17 protein-coding genes are annotated in these 16614 nt (G+C 55.8%); 7 read left to right on the plus strand and 10 right to left on the minus strand.

Features of this window, described 5'->3' with window-relative positions; all coding sequences use genetic code 11:
- Positions 1-63: 63 nt before the first annotated feature.
- The 4 genes from GOW16_RS00125 to GOW16_RS00140 all read right to left on the minus strand — a co-directional run bounded on the left by GOW16_RS00125 (position 64) and on the right by GOW16_RS00140 (position 1953).
- Entirely contained in the window at positions 64-477 is a 414-nt protein-coding gene (locus GOW16_RS00125; protein WP_170409083.1) for a secondary thiamine-phosphate synthase enzyme YjbQ, read from the minus strand.
- Between the two features lie 18 nt (positions 478-495).
- Complete coding sequence (locus GOW16_RS00130; RefSeq protein ID WP_170409085.1) at positions 496-894, minus strand: hypothetical protein; 399 nt, start codon at positions 892-894, stop codon at positions 496-498.
- Between the two features lie 78 nt (positions 895-972).
- Entirely contained in the window at positions 973-1521 is a 549-nt protein-coding gene (locus tag GOW16_RS00135) for a DUF4166 domain-containing protein (RefSeq protein WP_170409087.1), read from the minus strand.
- Positions 1522-1953 carry a thiol-disulfide oxidoreductase DCC family protein gene (locus tag GOW16_RS00140; protein WP_254429648.1) on the minus strand — a complete coding sequence of 144 codons (432 nt, stop codon included), beginning with the start codon at positions 1951-1953 and terminating at the stop codon, positions 1522-1524.
- A 306-nt stretch (positions 1954-2259) separates the two neighbouring features.
- Between GOW16_RS00140 and GOW16_RS00145 the strand changes: the two genes are divergently transcribed.
- Positions 2260-3267, plus strand: a complete 1008-nt coding sequence (locus GOW16_RS00145; RefSeq protein WP_170409089.1) for a helix-turn-helix domain-containing protein — start codon at positions 2260-2262, stop codon at positions 3265-3267.
- 194 nt (positions 3268-3461) lie between these two features.
- On the opposite strand, the gene rpoD is transcribed toward GOW16_RS00145, so the two are convergent.
- From rpoD to GOW16_RS00165, 4 genes are all read right to left on the minus strand, one after another.
- Complete coding sequence (gene rpoD, locus GOW16_RS00150) at positions 3462-5450, minus strand: RNA polymerase sigma factor RpoD (RefSeq protein WP_170409090.1); 1989 nt, start codon at positions 5448-5450, stop codon at positions 3462-3464.
- 113 nt (positions 5451-5563) lie between these two features.
- Complete coding sequence (dnaG, locus tag GOW16_RS00155) at positions 5564-7513, minus strand: DNA primase (RefSeq protein ID WP_170409092.1); 1950 nt, start codon at positions 7511-7513, stop codon at positions 5564-5566.
- An 80-nt stretch (positions 7514-7593) separates the two neighbouring features.
- Positions 7594-7890 (minus strand): hypothetical protein, encoded by a 297-nt coding sequence (locus GOW16_RS00160; RefSeq protein ID WP_170409095.1) that lies wholly within the window; start codon positions 7888-7890, stop codon positions 7594-7596.
- A 153-nt stretch (positions 7891-8043) separates the two neighbouring features.
- Entirely contained in the window at positions 8044-9474 is a 1431-nt protein-coding gene (locus GOW16_RS00165) for a Glu/Leu/Phe/Val family dehydrogenase (RefSeq protein WP_170409097.1), read from the minus strand.
- Between the two features lie 324 nt (positions 9475-9798).
- Between GOW16_RS00165 and GOW16_RS00170 the strand changes: the two genes are divergently transcribed.
- The 3 genes from GOW16_RS00170 to GOW16_RS00180 are packed head-to-tail and all read left to right on the plus strand — an operon-like array spanning position 9799 to position 12726.
- Positions 9799-11553, plus strand: a complete 1755-nt coding sequence (locus GOW16_RS00170; RefSeq protein ID WP_170409099.1) for a TadE/TadG family type IV pilus assembly protein — start codon at positions 9799-9801, stop codon at positions 11551-11553.
- Positions 11550-12083: a TadE/TadG family type IV pilus assembly protein gene (locus GOW16_RS00175; RefSeq protein ID WP_170409101.1), complete on the plus strand. Its 534-nt coding sequence runs from the start codon at positions 11550-11552 to the stop codon at positions 12081-12083. The genes GOW16_RS00170 and GOW16_RS00175 overlap by 4 nt, the downstream gene beginning before the upstream one ends.
- 1 nt (position 12084) lies before the next feature.
- Positions 12085-12726 (plus strand): TadE/TadG family type IV pilus assembly protein, encoded by a 642-nt coding sequence (locus GOW16_RS00180; RefSeq protein WP_170409103.1) that lies wholly within the window; start codon positions 12085-12087, stop codon positions 12724-12726.
- On the opposite strand, the gene GOW16_RS00185 is transcribed toward GOW16_RS00180, so the two are convergent.
- Complete coding sequence (locus tag GOW16_RS00185; RefSeq protein WP_170409105.1) at positions 12674-13153, minus strand: hypothetical protein; 480 nt, start codon at positions 13151-13153, stop codon at positions 12674-12676. The genes GOW16_RS00180 and GOW16_RS00185 overlap by 53 nt on opposite strands.
- Before the next feature lie 158 nt (positions 13154-13311).
- On the opposite strand from GOW16_RS00185, the gene GOW16_RS00190 reads away from it, so the two are divergent.
- Positions 13312-14223 carry a pirin family protein gene (locus GOW16_RS00190; RefSeq protein WP_170409107.1) on the plus strand — a complete coding sequence of 304 codons (912 nt, stop codon included), beginning with the start codon at positions 13312-13314 and terminating at the stop codon, positions 14221-14223.
- 14 nt (positions 14224-14237) lie between these two features.
- Here the strand turns inward: GOW16_RS00190 and GOW16_RS00195 are convergent, their stop codons facing one another.
- Positions 14238-14825 carry a TetR/AcrR family transcriptional regulator gene (locus GOW16_RS00195; RefSeq protein WP_170409109.1) on the minus strand — a complete coding sequence of 196 codons (588 nt, stop codon included), beginning with the start codon at positions 14823-14825 and terminating at the stop codon, positions 14238-14240.
- A gap of 99 nt (positions 14826-14924) precedes the next feature.
- On the opposite strand from GOW16_RS00195, the gene GOW16_RS00200 reads away from it, so the two are divergent.
- Together GOW16_RS00200 and GOW16_RS00205 are read left to right on the plus strand one after the other, a co-directional pair.
- The gene (locus tag GOW16_RS00200) at positions 14925-15173 is read left to right on the plus strand and encodes a hypothetical protein (protein ID WP_170409111.1); all 249 of its coding nucleotides are present in this window, start codon (positions 14925-14927) and stop codon (positions 15171-15173) included.
- A 127-nt stretch (positions 15174-15300) separates the two neighbouring features.
- On the plus strand, positions 15301-16587 hold the full coding sequence (locus GOW16_RS00205; RefSeq protein WP_170409113.1) for a homoserine dehydrogenase: 1287 nt from the start codon (positions 15301-15303) through the stop codon (positions 16585-16587).
- Positions 16588-16614: the final 27 nt, after the last annotated feature.

A 16614-nucleotide genomic window follows, 5' to 3' on the forward strand; every position in this document is an offset into this window, starting at 1 on the left:
CACAACTATAGGGCAGCCGCTAGGGTTTGGGTAGTCGGAATTTTTCACCGCAACATAAAGGGGTCAGGCGAAGTGCACCGCGACCTTTCGCACATGCGCTGCGGTGCGGTGTTCAAACAGGTAGATACCCTGCCATGTCCCCAACACAGGTTGCCCTGAGGACACGGGAACAGACAGCGAAACAGGCAAAAGAGCCGCCTTGATATGGGCAGGCATGTCGTCAGGGCCCTCGTAGGTATGGCGCAGATAGGCCATAGCAGGGTTGTCTGACGGCGGCACCAGACGCTCAAAAAAGGCGTGCAGGTCTGTTTGCACTTCTGGATCAGCGTTTTCCTGAATGGTTAGTGAACACGACGTATGCCGTACAAACAAGGTCAGTAAACCATCGCCTGAGACCGAGCTGAGCCAGTTGCGCACGTCCCGGGTAAACTCGTACAACCCTGGTCCGTTCGTCGAAATAATAAACTCGGTCTGCATATGGCGAAACGTCCTGGATCAGCGGAAGATCGGAACGGCATTGCAGAGGCCGTTGGCACCCTGAACCGACATGCTTTCGCCGGCCTGAAAGCCGATCGAGATCGAACTGGCTTGCTGGGGAACGTTAGTCGGTTGCTGCAACGAGAATTGAACGGCGGTGCGGCGGCCTGTTGCCTCGCTGGGGCCATAGCCGCGCACGACGTATATACGCTGCTGCCAACCCGCGCCCAATGTCCGGCGCGCAAAATCCGCTGCCGCGCACCAATACCCGTCCACGTCCCGACGGGCACGCGGGATCACTTCGAACATGTTGTTGTTGACAGCCACCGTCTGATACCCGTTTGGCGCGGCAGAAGCCGACACCGGCACGTTCAACAAGATTGCGGCTGAAATCGCCAAAGTCATGAACTTTTTCATAATCATACTCTCATTCGTTTCGAGGTGATTTCTCAAATAGTATACATTCTTACCAGGCAAAGCTGGTTCACAATCAATTCAGTCCGCGCGGGTTAGCTCGTGATCGAACTTGAGCCAACCCTCATATCGGATCAGATCTCCGACAAACGGCATCCGGGCCGAAACATCAAACCGAAACCGCCCTTCTTCATCCTGCCATTCCACAGTTTTCGAGTGCGGCAGAAAAATCCTCGGACACGGAAAACGCATAAAGCTGAGGCGTAGAATCCGGATCTCTAGCCGCTCGTTCGCAAAAACCGGCCTAAGCCAGATTGAAACCTGTCCGAATTTCTCAAGGACGCATCCCGTGCCCCGGTCCAGAGACAATTGCGATCGTGTGACGTGACTATCGAAATCTCGCGTCCAAGTCCAAGCAGAACCTTCCTGTTCGACCCTTAGCCTAACCGGGGTATCACCACCCGCCAGCGGCATCCCAGCAAAGCGCAAAGCGATTTTGGCCAACCACCCCCTGCCCGGCGTGACCGAGCAACGCCCGGAATAAAAACCCTTCGTGCCATGCAGTGCTTGTAATGCCTCGGGCAGCTTCGTTCCCTCAGGCAAGGCTTGAACAAAAGGATCAAATTGCACTCAGAAACCCTCGAGCAGGAAGCGATCCTGCAGGGCTTTATCCGGGATCATGCAGGTCGGCGAACGCCCGAAGATGGCATACCGGTTTTTTGCAATCACGCGATACAAAGGGTCTTTGATGATCCTAGGAAGAATCCTGCAGACCGAAAGGATCCGCCAGCCCCCCGGCAGCTTGCGCATAGCAGCCGCGAACGCATCCAACCGTTGATGAACCACCCCGTCGGTCACAACAAGATTGGTTTCAAAATCCCGCGTCGGCAACCCGAGGTGGGAGTAAAGCCGTTGCCCCAACGGCGACTGCGCAGTGACGAATTTGAACCGCTGCGCCTTGTCCCGCGCGACCATGAACCGAAAAAACCCTGAACACAGAACACATTCACCGTCAAAGACGATGAAATCCTGACCCACCAACGCGTTCATCTGTTCGGTCATTTCGCTTACGCCCGTTAAACCGTTAGGACGCACAATCGCACCCCCGCGCTTTGCGAGCAATGCGACACTGGGCCAGCCTCGCGAATTGATATGTGTCGGGGAGCCTCGGGCCATCTGCGCGACAAGTTTCCTGGGCTCTGACCTCATCCCCAAAAAGTCTGACCCGACAGCACACGAAAAATATGTATGATGGTGACCGTAGTCTTGCGAAATTCAGCCATTATTATTTGAATAGATGACAAGTATGCTGTGGTCCGCAGGAAAATGGCCGTAATTTGAGAACGCCTTGCTAACTCGGGATTGAACATGGACGTCGATATTGCCCGCATTCAAGTGTTGTCCAACACGCTGGATCACCGGGCAAAAGACCCTTCGATTGGTGACCGTGTGCTGGAAAAATCCGGTCTCAGCCGCAGCGACATTGCGCCGCCTGCGACATCATACAGTGCTCATAAAGAAGCTTTGTTTGTCCGGTACGCCTGCGACGCGCTGAATGACATTACCTTTTCGGCCAGCGCCGGGCTCGGCTTTAGCTCCTCTTCCAGCCTGACGGCGTATATCAGTAAATACTCGCGTGACCTGAAGCAGGTTATTGAAAACTCTTCGCGTTTTCACGGTATGATCGACCCGGCGCTGTTTTTTAGCCTGCGCGTCGCCGGCAACTTTGCCACGATCGAGGCCGATTGGAAGGACGCCAGCTTTGCCCGATATCACCGCCGCACCGAGTTTCTGATTTTCGCGGCCCTCGCCCGCATAAGGTCGCTGACGCAAACCAATTTTTTCCCAATTGAAATCCGCTTTCAACACGAGGTGGGCGAAGCCCGCAAAGACTTCCAGAAACTGGCGGGCTTTCCTGTGTCCTTCGGTGCAGAACGGTTGGAGATTGTGCTGACTCTATCCTCCTTGGACCTGCCGGTGCCGACCTATGACCCCTCTCTTCGCGAGCATCTTTTGTCATATGGTGATCGGGTTCTGGCCGAAAGCAGCCAGCCGACACAAAGGCTCAGGGCGCAGGTCGAAGGGCTGATCACCCGGTCCATGCCTGGCGCGATCATACAGGCCGACGACGCGGCCTCGAACCTTGGGATGAGCCCGCGTACATTTGCCAGACGGTTGAACGAGGAAGGAACGACCTATCGTGAGATCGTCGAAGATCTGAGATGCGACCTGGCACAAACCTTTATCACCAACGGGATGCCCTTGTCAGAAATCGCTTATTCGTTGGGCTATGCGGATCAACCCGCGTTTTCCACGGCCTTCAAACGCTGGACCGGTCAGGCGCCCAGCACCTTCCGATCCCGATTGGATCTGTGACACAGAAAGGGTGGCCGGGGGTCATCAGCGGCACAGCCTCGCCCCGGCCTGTCCCATGAGTGGACGATGCAGAAATAGGGGGCATGGGATCGCTTGACTTGTGAATTCTCGCCAAATTGAGGTTTGTACCGGCCAGCGTGATCACCGCGTGAACAGATAAGAAAAAGGCGCCTCGTGTGAGACGCCTTATTTGATTACTGATCCAGGAACGACCGCAGCTTGCGCGATCGGCTGGGATGTTTCAGTTTCCGCAACGCTTTCGCCTCGATCTGACGAATTCGTTCGCGGGTCACACTGAATTGCTGGCCGACCTCTTCCAGAGTGTGGTCGGTGTTCATACCGATGCCAAAGCGCATCCGCAGAACCCGTTCCTCACGCGGCGTAAGCGAAGCCAGAACCCGTGTAGTCGTCTCCTTGAGGTTTTCCTGAATGGCGCTGTCCAGCGGCAGAACGGCATTCTTGTCCTCGATGAAATCGCCCAACTGGCTGTCTTCCTCGTCGCCAATTGGCGTTTCGAGTGAGATCGGTTCCTTGGCGATCTTCATCACCTTGCGAACCTTTTCCAGCGGCATCTGCAGCTTTTCGGCCAATTCTTCCGGCGTCGGCTCGCGGCCGATCTCGTGCAGCATCTGACGACCGGTCCGAACCAGCTTGTTGATCGTTTCGATCATGTGAACCGGAATACGGATCGTGCGGGCCTGATCCGCGATGCTCCGCGTGATCGCCTGCCGGATCCACCAGGTTGCATAGGTCGAGAATTTATAGCCGCGGCGGTATTCGAACTTGTCCACCGCCTTCATCAGGCCGATGTTACCTTCCTGAATAAGATCAAGGAATTGCAGGCCACGGTTCGTGTACTTTTTGGCAATCGAGATCACCAGGCGCAGGTTGGCTTCAACCATTTCTTTCTTGGCCTGACGCGCCTCTTTTTCACCTTTTTGAACCTGCTGAACGATGCGACGGAATTCAGGGATATCCAGTCCGACATACTGACCGACCTGCGCCATATCGTTGCGCAGCTCTTCGACCTTGGCGGTCGAGCGTTCGATGAACATCTGCCAGCCCCGACCCGGCTTTTCTGCCATCTCGGCCAGCCAGTTCGGGTCCAGTTCGCGCCCGCGATATGCATCAATGAATTCACGGCGGTTGATACGGGCCTGATCCGCCAATTTCACCATCGAGCTATCCAGCGACATGATACGGCGGTTGATGCCGTAAAGCTGGTCGATAAGCGCTTCGATACGGTTGTTATGCAGGTGCAGACCATTCACCAGTTCGACGATCTCAGACCGCAGTTGTTGATAGGTCGCCTCTTCTTTTTCAGAGAACGTGTCATCTTCGTTCAGGGTCGCCGATATCCGGCTGTCCTGCATTTCCGACAGCATCGAGAAGTCGGTCGAAATCCGTTCCAGTGTGGTCAGGACCTGATCTTTCAGTGCGGCTTCCATCGCAGCCAGCGACATGTTGGCCTGATCGTCGTCGTCGTCATCGTCGTCGTTGTTGAGCGGGTTACCATCGGCATCCAACTCGGGTCCGGTGTCTTTGGCCGGCTTGGCGGCCTGAACGGTCGAGGTATCAACCACCGGCTCTTCAACGTCACCGTCTTCGTCCATCTGGTTGCCGAACGTGGCCTCAAGATCAATGACATCGCGCAACAGAATGTCTTCCGACAGCAATTCGTCGTGCCAGATTGTGATCGCCTGGAAGGTCAAGGGGCTTTCGCACAGACCTGCAATCATGGTGTTACGGCCTGCTTCGATCCGCTTGGCGATGGCAATTTCGCCTTCGCGGCTCAGCAGTTCGACGCTGCCCATTTCGCGCAGATACATGCGCACCGGGTCATCAGTGCGGTCCAGCTTTTCGGTAGATGCACCAGACAGCGCAACCTCGCGGTTGCTGTCGGTGGTGGTCAGTTCGGTCGAGCCTTTGTTCTCTTCCTCTTCGGCCTCTTCATCTTCGATGATGTTGATGCCCATTTCGGACAGCATCGACATAACGTCTTCGATCTGTTCCGAGCTGACCTGATCAGGCGGCAGAACCTGATTGAGCTGGTCGTAGGTGATGTAACCTTTCTCGCGAGCCTCGGCGATCATCTTCTTGACCTGGGCCTGGCTCATGTCCAGCGAGATTTCCTGTTCCTGCTCGTCGGATTTGCGGTCTTCGTTCGTATCCTTGGCGGCCATTCAATGCTCCTGCAGGGATGGGTGATTCGTTTGTACCGAATCATTAGCGCGTTGAAGTGATTCGGCCACCCGTTTACCCGTTTTTCTTTTCCAGTGCCTTACGAAAACACCACTTATCGGCGTTTCCGTTCAAAATTGATGCCAGACATGATCGCCTGAAACGCGTCTTTCTCGTCGCGGTTGATTCGCGCGCCGTTATCGGCGATGTCGAATACCGCCCTGTCTTCGTTCTGGCTACGGCTTGTGCGGTTACGCTCTTCGGCGGCCTGAGCCAGCCGATATGTCAGCGCTTCGTCAGCCAGTTCGGACAATTCTTCGGCAGCTTCGGCAATCTCGGCATCCAACCCCCGGAGCGCTTTGATCTTTGCGAGTTCCTCGGCCAGTGTCATCTCGGCCTTTTCGACATCGCCCGGTTTGAACACACAGGGGATAACTGCGACATGGCGAAGGGCCAGCAGGTTTTCAAGGATTTCGCCGCCTAAAGTTTCGATAATGTGGTCTTTAAGGTGATCCGGGTCGTCGATCGCATGCCGCAGAATAGCTGCCCGAAGCGCAGCGTGGTCGGGATCATGGCACTCCATCTCTTCAAGCTGATGCTCGAACTGGATCACGACGTTTGGGTTCAGAATGGCAATGGCCAGAATGGCGGCCTCGCGCATCCGGATGTCCGCGTTTTCCGAAGACGCCAGAAAAGATGAACGCGCACCAGCCGTTGCGGGCTGTTTCTGAGGTTGCCATTTACCGCGCGGTTGCCACTGGCGGTTTTGCGGCTGGCGTTGCGGGCGGAACAGTTGCCAACGCAGATCCTTGATCTCTTGCCCGTAATGCGACCGGATGGAGGGGTCGCGGATCAGTTTGATCTTGTCCCGCAGCGATTTATCGAGTGCGGCCTTGCGTTCCGGACTATCGAAAACCTTGCCCTCAGTCTCACGCTGCCACAGCAATTTGACCATGGGGATCGCGCCTTCCAACACCGCCTGAACGGCCCCCGGTCCTTCGGCACGCAGTAGGTCGTCGGGATCCTTACCCTCGGGCATCAGGGCAAAGCGCAACGATTTTCCGGCCTCAAGCAGCGGCAAGGCCAGATCAACCGCCCGCATCGCGGCACGCAAACCCGCGGTGTCGCCATCCAATGCGATGATCGGCTCATCAGAGACGCGCCACAACAGTTGCAACTGATGCTCAGTAATCGCCGTCCCCAACGGAGCGACCGACGCCCCGAACCCGGCTTCGGCCAGGGCGATCACGTCCATATACCCTTCGGCCACAATCAGAGGCTGGCCCTTGCCCGCCGCCTGACGTGCAGGGCCGTGGTTATAAAGACTGCGGCCCTTGTCGAACAATTCGGTTTCGGGCGAATTCAGGTATTTCGCATTGTCGTTGGGGTCCATCGCCCGCCCGCCGAACGCGATGCAGCGCCCGCGCGGGTCTCGGATCGGGTACATGATCCGATTGCGGAACGTATCATAAGGCTTTTTGCCCTTGTTGGACGGCTTGGCCAGCCCTGCCCCAAGGATCAGATCCTCAGCCACATTCTTGCCGCGTAGGTGGTCCCAAAGCGCCTGCCAGCCATCGGGCGCAAAGCCAATTTCCCATCGGTCCAGCGCCTGGGCATCCAATCCTCGGCGTGTGAGGTAGTCCCGGGCGGCGCCCCCGGCCCCTGTCTTCAGTTGCAAACGGAAGAACTGCACAGCCTGCTCCATGACGTCAGCCAGCAGCGACCGGCGATCCTGCTTTTCCTGCGCCTTGGGGTCGCGCGCGGGTACGGGCATCCCGGCCTCTCGTGCCAGAATTTCCACCGCCTCGATGAACGAGACATTCTCGGTCTCTTTTACAAAGCTGATCGCGTCGCCTTTGGCGTGGCAACCAAAGCAGTAATAAAACCCCTTCTGGTCATCCACGTGGAACGACGCTGTCTTTTCGTGATGAAACGGGCAAGGCGCCCACATGTCCCCTTTGCCCTGATTGGACTTGCGCTGATCCCAAATGACTTTGCGCCCGACGACCTGAGACAGACTCAGGCGGGTGCGCAGTTCATCCAGAAATCCGGGGGGCAACGACATGGGTCAAACCTGACAGAAACAGGAACGCGCGCCAAGGGTGTGACGCGCGTTTGTCCACAGGGAAATGAAAGTGCTGTGGATTATTGCTGCAAACACAGCTCAAGCCACGCGGCGCCCAGATCCTTTTTGCGCACGTCGCGCATCTTTTGTTCGTAGACCCAAGGTGCGATCAACGGGATGGCGGCATTGTAGTTCTCGGGCCAGGTTGGTGCGGCATCAGCAACCGCCTGGGGCACGTCGCGCTCTTTCACACGGTCCAGCCGAGCCTTCTGGATCGCCGCAACAACATCAGCCTGGTATTGGCAGCTTTGCTCTTTGGTCTCTTCCGCAGCCAACGGGGTGGCCAGCAAAGCGGCGGCCAAGGTGATACGCAACATAGGGAACTCCGGTAATCGATTCTGTCGCTGCAGCTTACCTGTCGCAGACGTCGCCTGCCATTACCGTTTTCAGCGTATCTGACGGGATTAAGGCGTCCCATCTTCGCAGTCGGGGCAACTTGACAAAGCCAAATTGCCCCGGTTTTCAGACCATCACAGCCCTTTGGCGCGATAGCTTTTGGACACACGATCAATGGCCACAATATAGGCCGCCGTCCGCAGATCCTCGACATCGTCGCGGCTGTGCCAGACTTCACGCATCGACTGATAGGCAATCCGCATGGTGTCATCGAGGCCCGAGCGAACCAGCTCCAGCTCATCAGCACCGCGCAGATACTTGGCCTTAAAGTCAGGCGACATCGACCAGGCATCGCCCAGATATCGATCCAGCCGCTCCAACTCGCTGACGATCAGCTCGTGCCGCGCCTCTTCCTGACGGCGTTGCATGCGACCGAACCGAATATGGCTCAAGTTCTTGACCCATTCGAAATAGGAAACGGTCACACCGCCCGCATTTGCATACATGTCTGGAATAATAACGGTGCCCTTCTTGCGCAGGATCTCATCCGCCCCCGCAGTCACAGGGCCGTTCGCGGCCTCGATGATCAAGGGCGCCTTGATCCGGTCTGCGTTGGACAGGTTGATAACCCCTTCCAATGCAGCGGGAACCAAGATGTCACAGTCTTCCTCAAGAACCGCTCCGCCTTCGGCCGAGTGGGTCGCATCCGGATAGCCGCTGACACCGCCATGCTTGACGATCCACTGACGAACGGATTCCACATCGATACCGTCAGGATTATACAGCGCCCCATCCCATTCGATGATGCCGACAATTTTTGACCCGTCCTCCTCGCTCAGGAACTTAGCGGCGTGATAACCCACGTTGCCCAGCCCCTGAACGATGACACGTTTGCCATCCAGTTTGCCCGACAGCCCTGCCTTTTGCATATCTTCCGGATGGCGGAAGAATTCACGCAAGGCGTATTGGATGCCCCGCCCAGTGGCCTCGACCCGACCGGCGATCCCGCCCGCATTCAGCGGCTTACCAGTCACACAGGCGCGCGAATTGATGTCCGTGGTGTTCATCCGGGCGTATTGATCCGCCATCCAGGCCATCTCGCGCTCGCCGGTTCCCATGTCAGGGGCAGGCACGTTTTGCGACGGGTTAATCAGATCGCGCTTGGCCAATTCATAGGCGAAGCGACGGGTGATCTGCTCCAACTCATGCTCTTCATATTTGCGGGGGTCGATACACAACCCCCCTTTGGATCCACCAAAGGGTGTTTCAACCAGAGCACATTTATAGGTCATCAGCGCGGCAAGCGCTTCGACCTCATCCTGGTTCACGGCCGTGGCATAACGAATACCGCCTTTCACAGGTTCCATATGCTCGGAATGAACGGAACGGTAACCGGTGAAAGTATGAATATCACCGCGCAGTCGGACACCGAACCGAACCGTGTATGTGGCGTTGCACACACGGATCTTTTCCTCCAGCCCCGGTGGCAGGTCCATAAGGGACGCCGCCCTGTTAAACATCAAATCTACACTTTCGCGAAAGCTGGGTTCATTAGTGGCCGTCATTTGATCCTCCGTGCCGACGAACGACGAGCGTTCTGACGTTTTGTCGCACCCATTGCCTAAACGATCAATATTTAAGCAAAGATAAAACTCGAAATCATCGTGAAGACGGTCGAAAAGGGCTGAGTCGCCCCCAGGGCTCAATACCCCAAAATTGTCGCCTGACCGAAAACAGACATCGAAAAGCCAATCGATTATATCCGGTTCGCACGCAAAGTTGCCATAACTCTGGCACTTCCGCCCAATTCACGCCACGATTCGTCGTTAGTTTTCAAACGTTAACTTTTCCTTAGCAGCGTCGGATGTCTGCTCAGCGAGGTCGGCTAGATGAAAATGCGCGTATTTAAGTGCAACACCAAGAATTGTGAGAACGCAGTCGCGGCTGCTCGTCGCTTTTCACGCGACGAGGATGGTGGCGCGTTCATAATCTTTGTTGTTGTAGGATTTTTGCTCATATTTGCGACAGCGGGTATTGGCGTCGACATTATGAACTTTGAGCGCGACAGAGCGAGCCTCCAAGGCACGCTGGACCGGGCAGTCCTTGCAGCGGCGAACGTCAAACAAAAACTGCCCCCAAAAGATGTAGTCATATCTTACATTGAGAAATCCGACGTCCGCGGCGAGCTTACGAAAGAACCCGTCGTTGTGGATGATGCGGCCGCTGGGTCCAGAAAAGTTACAGCAAATGCTGAGGTCGACGTCCCTACACACTTCATGTGGTTTTTTGGGTATCCCACACTGACGGCTTCGGTAACAAGTGTCGCGGAAGAGGCCATTGGATCTGTTGAAATCTCTCTGGTTTTGGATATCTCCGGATCTATGGCGTGGGACTCGGCCACAAAGGTGGAAGATGACGAGGGAAATCTTGTCACTTTATCCAAGCTTGAAGCGCTTCAAGACGCCGCCAAGAATTTTGTGACCACGATGTATGCCAAAGAAAACCCGGACAAGATCTCAATCTCAATCATACCATATGCAACACAGGTCAATGCAGGGGGAACCCTTCTAAGCAAAATGCCGGGTGTTACAAATGAACATAACTACTCGCATTGCGTCGACTTCACGAAAAGCGAATACAGCGAGTATTGGATCGACCCGGCGAAAAAACTGAACCGCGCGGGTTACTTCGACCCTAGGAATACCAATGACGATTACGAAAGGGAATCCAGCAATCCATATGTCTGCCCAACCCGCGCCGGCAGCGCCATCACTCCGTTAACAAACGACATCGACCATCTGAACAAGCAGATTGAAGCGCTGAGTGCCAGTGGAAGAACGTCAATTGAAGTCGGCATCAAATGGGGTGCTGGGCTGCTGGATCCGCAATTCCAACCTGTGATTGCCAAGCTGGCAGCAGATAATGTCGTTCCCTCGAAACTCAACGATCGTCCAAAGGCATACGAATCCAACGTCAAGAAGGTTTTGATTGTCATGACCGACGGTGAAAACACTGAGAATTGGGAGATAAACGATGCCTATAGAAGCGGGCTTTCGGATGTTTGGTACAACCCCAACGGTCAACATGCAAAACGATTTTGCTGGCGCGACTGGTGGGGGAATCGAGTTTGCGAAGACGTGACGCGTACCGGAGAATACAGTGTTCGTATCACGGAAGAACCGCCGGAGTATTTTTACACCCGTCAGGGAACAAGAGGCCACTCAGAACCTTTTGAGGGGGAAGGCAACTCTAGGCGTCTTTCCTATGCGGAATTGTGGAATCAAGTAAACCTCGACTGGAACGCCAGATGGAACTACGGCCAGTGGTATGGAAGGGATGCCGCCCATCGGGACTGGCACGAGGGAGCTTACACATACCACAGTAGGACCGAAAAAAATACCCGGACGGAAAATATCTGCACTGCCCTTAAGAACAAGAATGTTGAAATCTATGCCATCGCCTTTGAAGCACCGGAAGTTGGTGTCAATACAATGAGAAATTGCGCCAGCGGCACCGGTCGCTTTTTCAAAGTCAAAGATGGTGGCAATCTTGATGGTGGCTCTGATGACAACAGCAACATGACACTTTCACAAGTCTTTGAAGCCATTGCAACAAATATCAAACAGTTGAGACTGACCCAATGATCCGCAAAGCTCTGGCATATGCGGCGCGTTTCAAGCGACCCGAGGAAGGCGGCGTGACCGTTGAGTTCGCCTTATGGTTCCCCTTATACATGTTTTTCATTCTGGGTGTCATCGAGTATTCGCTGGTCTCGATTCAGAAAGCGATGCTGGATCGGTCAATGGATCTGGTTGTGCGCGACATTCGGCTTGGGATCAATTTGCCTGATTTTGGGCATGATAGCATCAAGAATGCCATCTGCGACAATATGGTTGTGATGCAGAAGTGTTCTGAAAACCTGCAATTGGAAATGATTGTCCAGGATCCGTATGCAGGCGTGAACCTCCCTCTTGTTCCAGACTGCACAGACAGAGCGGAAGAGGCCAAGCCGGTCCGCGAGTTCTCGAATGGCGGATCTAACGCGCTGATGATCTTGCGCGCCTGCGCAAAATTCGATCCGCTTATCCCAACGACCGCAATGGGTCGGGCTGTGTCAGGCGACGATGGTCTGGTCACACTTACGGCGACGACAACCTTTGTTCAGGAGCCTTGACATGACGCGCCTCACTTTACGCATCCGTCACCTACTTGGCACTTTTGCGGGTAAGGAGAACGGCAACCTATCCTTGGAATCTGCGCTGATTTTTCCGATGCTCGTTTGGAGTGTCACGCTTACATATACGTATTTTGATGCTTTTCGCGAAAATACGGCGAACCTGAAAGCTGCATACACGATAAGTGATCTGATTTCGCGTGAGGGTGAGGGTGACGATCCCTTGACCGATACCTATGCGCAATCCATGTATTTGATGTACAATCGTATGGTAACCGCCAATTCGCCTCTGAAAATGCGATTGTCGGTGATTCAATACTTTGCTGCAGATGACAATGCCGGTACGGAAGAGCGCTATCTTGTTGAGTGGTCTACAGCATGCGGGTACGAGAGCAATTGGACAAATGACAATCTCGAACCATTGATTGAAAAGCTTCCGCCTTTGGCAGATACGGACTCATTGATCATCGTTGAAACGTCAAAACCTTATGTTCCGATTTTGGACACCAATTGGCTGGACAGAGATCACACATTTGAAAATTTTGTTTTCACGCGGCCGCGTTTTGTTCCGATAGTCAAGGGGCCAGCTTCTACGCATTTTTGTCAGCAGGATGCAGCAGTGGGTGTAGCACCTGGAGCATAGATTTGGTTTCGGCGGCCGTCGTCAGGCCGCCTATGCCAACCCGGCGACCCAATCGCCACCACAATCCCGGTGCCCAGCTCTTCTCTGCGCTTTCTTTGGTCTTCAACAGAAATCCATTTGACGGCTTGAACGCAAACACCCCTTGATCAACGGATTCTATATCCTCGACACGCGCAATCACTAGCCCTGACCCGGTTCGGATTTCGGTCCCAGTCAGCTCAATCCAATCGCTGGTTGCAAGCCACATGCGATAGGCCAGCCAGAACGCCGCCACTCCGACAACCAGTAAAAAAACCAGCCAGATCGGTTCCGGTGGTGTGGTCAAAGCGACATAGATAACCAGCACACCCACGGTCGACAGCATCCCCACTCCGACCCAACGTCTGGATGATGACGGTCTGACCGTGGCCAGAATTTCCTGTTGCATTGACGTCCCCTGCTCTGCTCGGTTTGGGTTTAGCCGCTTTGTGAACTGAAAAACAGAGGGCAACAGGCTGCGAATTTGCGCACAGCGTCCGTGTTTGCACGCAAATTGACGCATATCGCCAACAACATACATGATCCTCTCAACTTCAGGAGGCCATCATGTCCCTTAGACCAACACTGGAAACCCGCAAGGCCGTGCCAACGATGGAAGGCGCAGGCGTCAAATTGCACCGGGCGTTCGGATTTCAGGACCCGTCCGAGCTTGACCCATTTCTGTTGTTTGACGATTTCCGGAACGAGCGCCCCGAAGACTATCAGGCAGGCTTCCCCTGGCACCCGCATCGCGGCATTGAGACAATCACGTATGTTCTGTCCGGCACGGTCGAGCATTCGGATTCGCTGGGGAACACCGGCACATTGGGCGCAGGAGATGTACAGTGGATGACCGCCGGGTCCGGGATACTGCATCAGGAAATGCCCAAGGGAAATGGTGCGGGCCAAATGCACGGGTTCCAGCTGTGGGGCAACTTGCCCTCGGATCAAAAAATGACCGCGCCGCGCTATCAGGATGTTCAAAGCAAGGAGATCCCCGAGGTCACAGATGACGACGGCACCACCGTACGCGTCATTGTTGGCGAGTTCTGGGGCAAAACCGGCCCGGTAGACGGCATTGCCGCCGATCCACAATATTTGGACGTGCACATCCCGGCCGGAGTGAAAAAGACCTTTCGCATCGACACCTACCGCCGGGCGTTTGCCTATGTGTTCCAGGGCCAGGCAGCCTTTGCCGACGCGTCACAGCCCACTGGCGTACTTCTGGAGAAGGAGGTCGCTGGAGAAGAGGTCAACATCCGCGATCTGTCCGGTGACCGCACTTTGGTGCGGTTCGGAACCGGCGATGAAGTCACGGTTCAGGCAGGTCCAGAAGGTGTTCGGTTTCTGTTGATCTCAGGCGCGCCGATTGATGAGCCTGTTGCTTGGCACGGACCGATTGTCATGAACACGCGGGCCGAACTGGAACAAGCGTTCAAAGAATTGCGCAACGGCACATTCATTCGCACGGCGCACTGATTAGGCGAAGCTGGTCAGGCCGTTACGGCGCGCCTGACCATATCCCAATATACCTGCTCGACCTCGTCCAGCGACAGGCGTCCGCCTGCCCGATACCAGGTCATCACACCATTCAGCATGGCAATCACGGCCAGCGTTGCAATCTTGGTGTCGGCGACTGCGAACAGTCCAGCCTTCTGCCCGTCACGTAAGATCGCCTCAAGCGAGTCCTCATAGGCTCGGCGCAGGCCCTCGATTTCCGAGAAGTTTTCAGGCGTGAGGTTGCGCAACTCCATATAGGCGATAAAAACTTCATCCGGCCGCTCCATATGAAACCGGATGTGGAAGCCAACAAAACGGCGTAGCGCGGTCTCGGCATCCGCCAGAGAGTCCAACTCGGCGTAAGCTGCCAACAGATCCTGCATATGGTCATGCATCAGGCGAAACAGCAGGCTTTGCTTATCAGGCGTGTAATTGTACAGCGCACCCGCCTGCACACCCACATCCTTTGCAATCTGGCGCATGGACACGGCGGCATAGCCATGCCGGGCAAACAGCCCCAGCGCTGCTTTTCGTATACGCGGGCCGGTGATATCGGAATGTGAACCTTGAGTACGTGCCATGGTCGCATCGTATATGAACAACCGTTCATATAGAACCCCGCTTGAACGGTCGACGCAAAAGGTGCATCACGGTCTCAGTTGTCATTGAAAGGGTTCGGTATGAAGCCCCTGCCACTACTGGTTCTGCTTCTGACCTGCGCTGCCTGCGCAGACTTTCCGGAATTGGAAGGACGCGAACAGCCGAATGTGCGTTCGGCTGCGTACCCAAAACTGATCCCGGTTCAGGACATTCTTGGCCCGCCCATTGATCCCGTGAACGAAGCGGCCGAGATAGAAGAGGATCTGACCACGCGCAGCGAAGCGCTGGCCAAAAAGGCTGAGGCGCTGCAAAACGCTCAAACAAACTGAGCATTCGCATTTCAAACACCTGTTACCGCTGTCTCGGATTGCGCCCAGACGCTGAACCCGTTAAGGCACCTTTGAACGGGTAAACGGCCCGAAACCAAGGGCATTCGAGCGGAAAGGAACCCACGGGATGACACAGGCGCTGCGGCTGGGAATTGCGGGCTTGGGAACGGTTGGTGTGGGTGTCGTGCGGATTGTGCGCCGCCATGCAGACCTACTGCAGGCACGGACAGGCCGCGCCATCGAAATCACCGCTGTTTCTGCGCGCGACGCGAACAAGGACCGTGGCGTCAACCTGTCGGAATACGCGTGGGAGACAGATCCAGTCGCACTGGCGCAGCGTGACGATGTCGATGTCTTTGTCGAACTGATGGGCGGCGAAAACGGCCCGGCCAAAGCATCGGTCGAGGCCGCGCTGACCGCAGGCAAGGATGTGGTGACTGCGAACAAAGCGCTGTTGGCCATCCACGGCCAGGATCTTGCTGAAAAAGCCGAGGCCGCAGGCCGCGTGATCCGTTTCGAGGCGGCCGTTGCAGGCGGTATCCCCGTGATCAAATCTCTGACTGAAGGTCTGGCCGGGAACGAAATCACCCGTGTCATGGGCGTGATGAATGGCACCTGCAACTATATCCTGACGCGGATGCAATCGCAGGAGTTGGGCTATAACGCGCTGTTCGAAGAATGCGCGGAACTGGGCTATCTTGAGGCTGATCCGAACCTGGACGTCGGCGGCATTGACGCGGCACATAAATTAGCGCTTTTGTCCTCGATCGCATTTGGCACCAAGCCGAATTTCGACGGCATTCAGATCGAAGGCATCCAGCATATCAGCCTGGACGACATCCATCAGGCCGACGATATGGGCTATCGCATCAAGCTGTTGGGCGTCGCTCAGCGCTCGGCGCGCGGTCTGGAACAGAGGATGCAGCCGTGCCTTGTACCGAGCGGCTCGCCCTTGGGGCAGCTTGAAGGCGGCACCAATATGGTGGTGGTCGAAGGTGACGCGGTAGAGCAAGTCGTTCTGCGCGGCCCCGGCGCGGGCGAAGGCCCAACGGCCAGCGCGGTGATGGGCGACGTCTGCGATCTGGCGCGGGGGTTGCAGATCCCAACCTTTGGCCGCCCCGCCACGACACTGGAAGAGGCAAAACCTGCCATAACCGGCCTACCCGCCCCCTATTACCTGCGCCTTGCGCTGTTCGACAAGCCGGGTGCGCTGGCGAAAGTGGCCGCCATTTTGGGTGATGCGGGTGTGTCGATTGACCGGATGCGCCAGTACGGGCACACCGAAGCCACCGCGCCGGTTCTGATTGTTACGCACAAGACCACACGCGCCACGCTGGATGTCGCCTTGGAAGGCCTCCGCGCGACCGATGTCGTGTCGGGTGAGCCAGTTGCACTGCGGATTGAAGAGGTTTGACCCTTGCGGCCTGCACAAAACGCAGGC

Source organism: Ruegeria atlantica, from assembly GCF_013033965.1.
Taxonomy (GTDB): domain Bacteria; phylum Pseudomonadota; class Alphaproteobacteria; order Rhodobacterales; family Rhodobacteraceae; genus Ruegeria; species Ruegeria atlantica_D.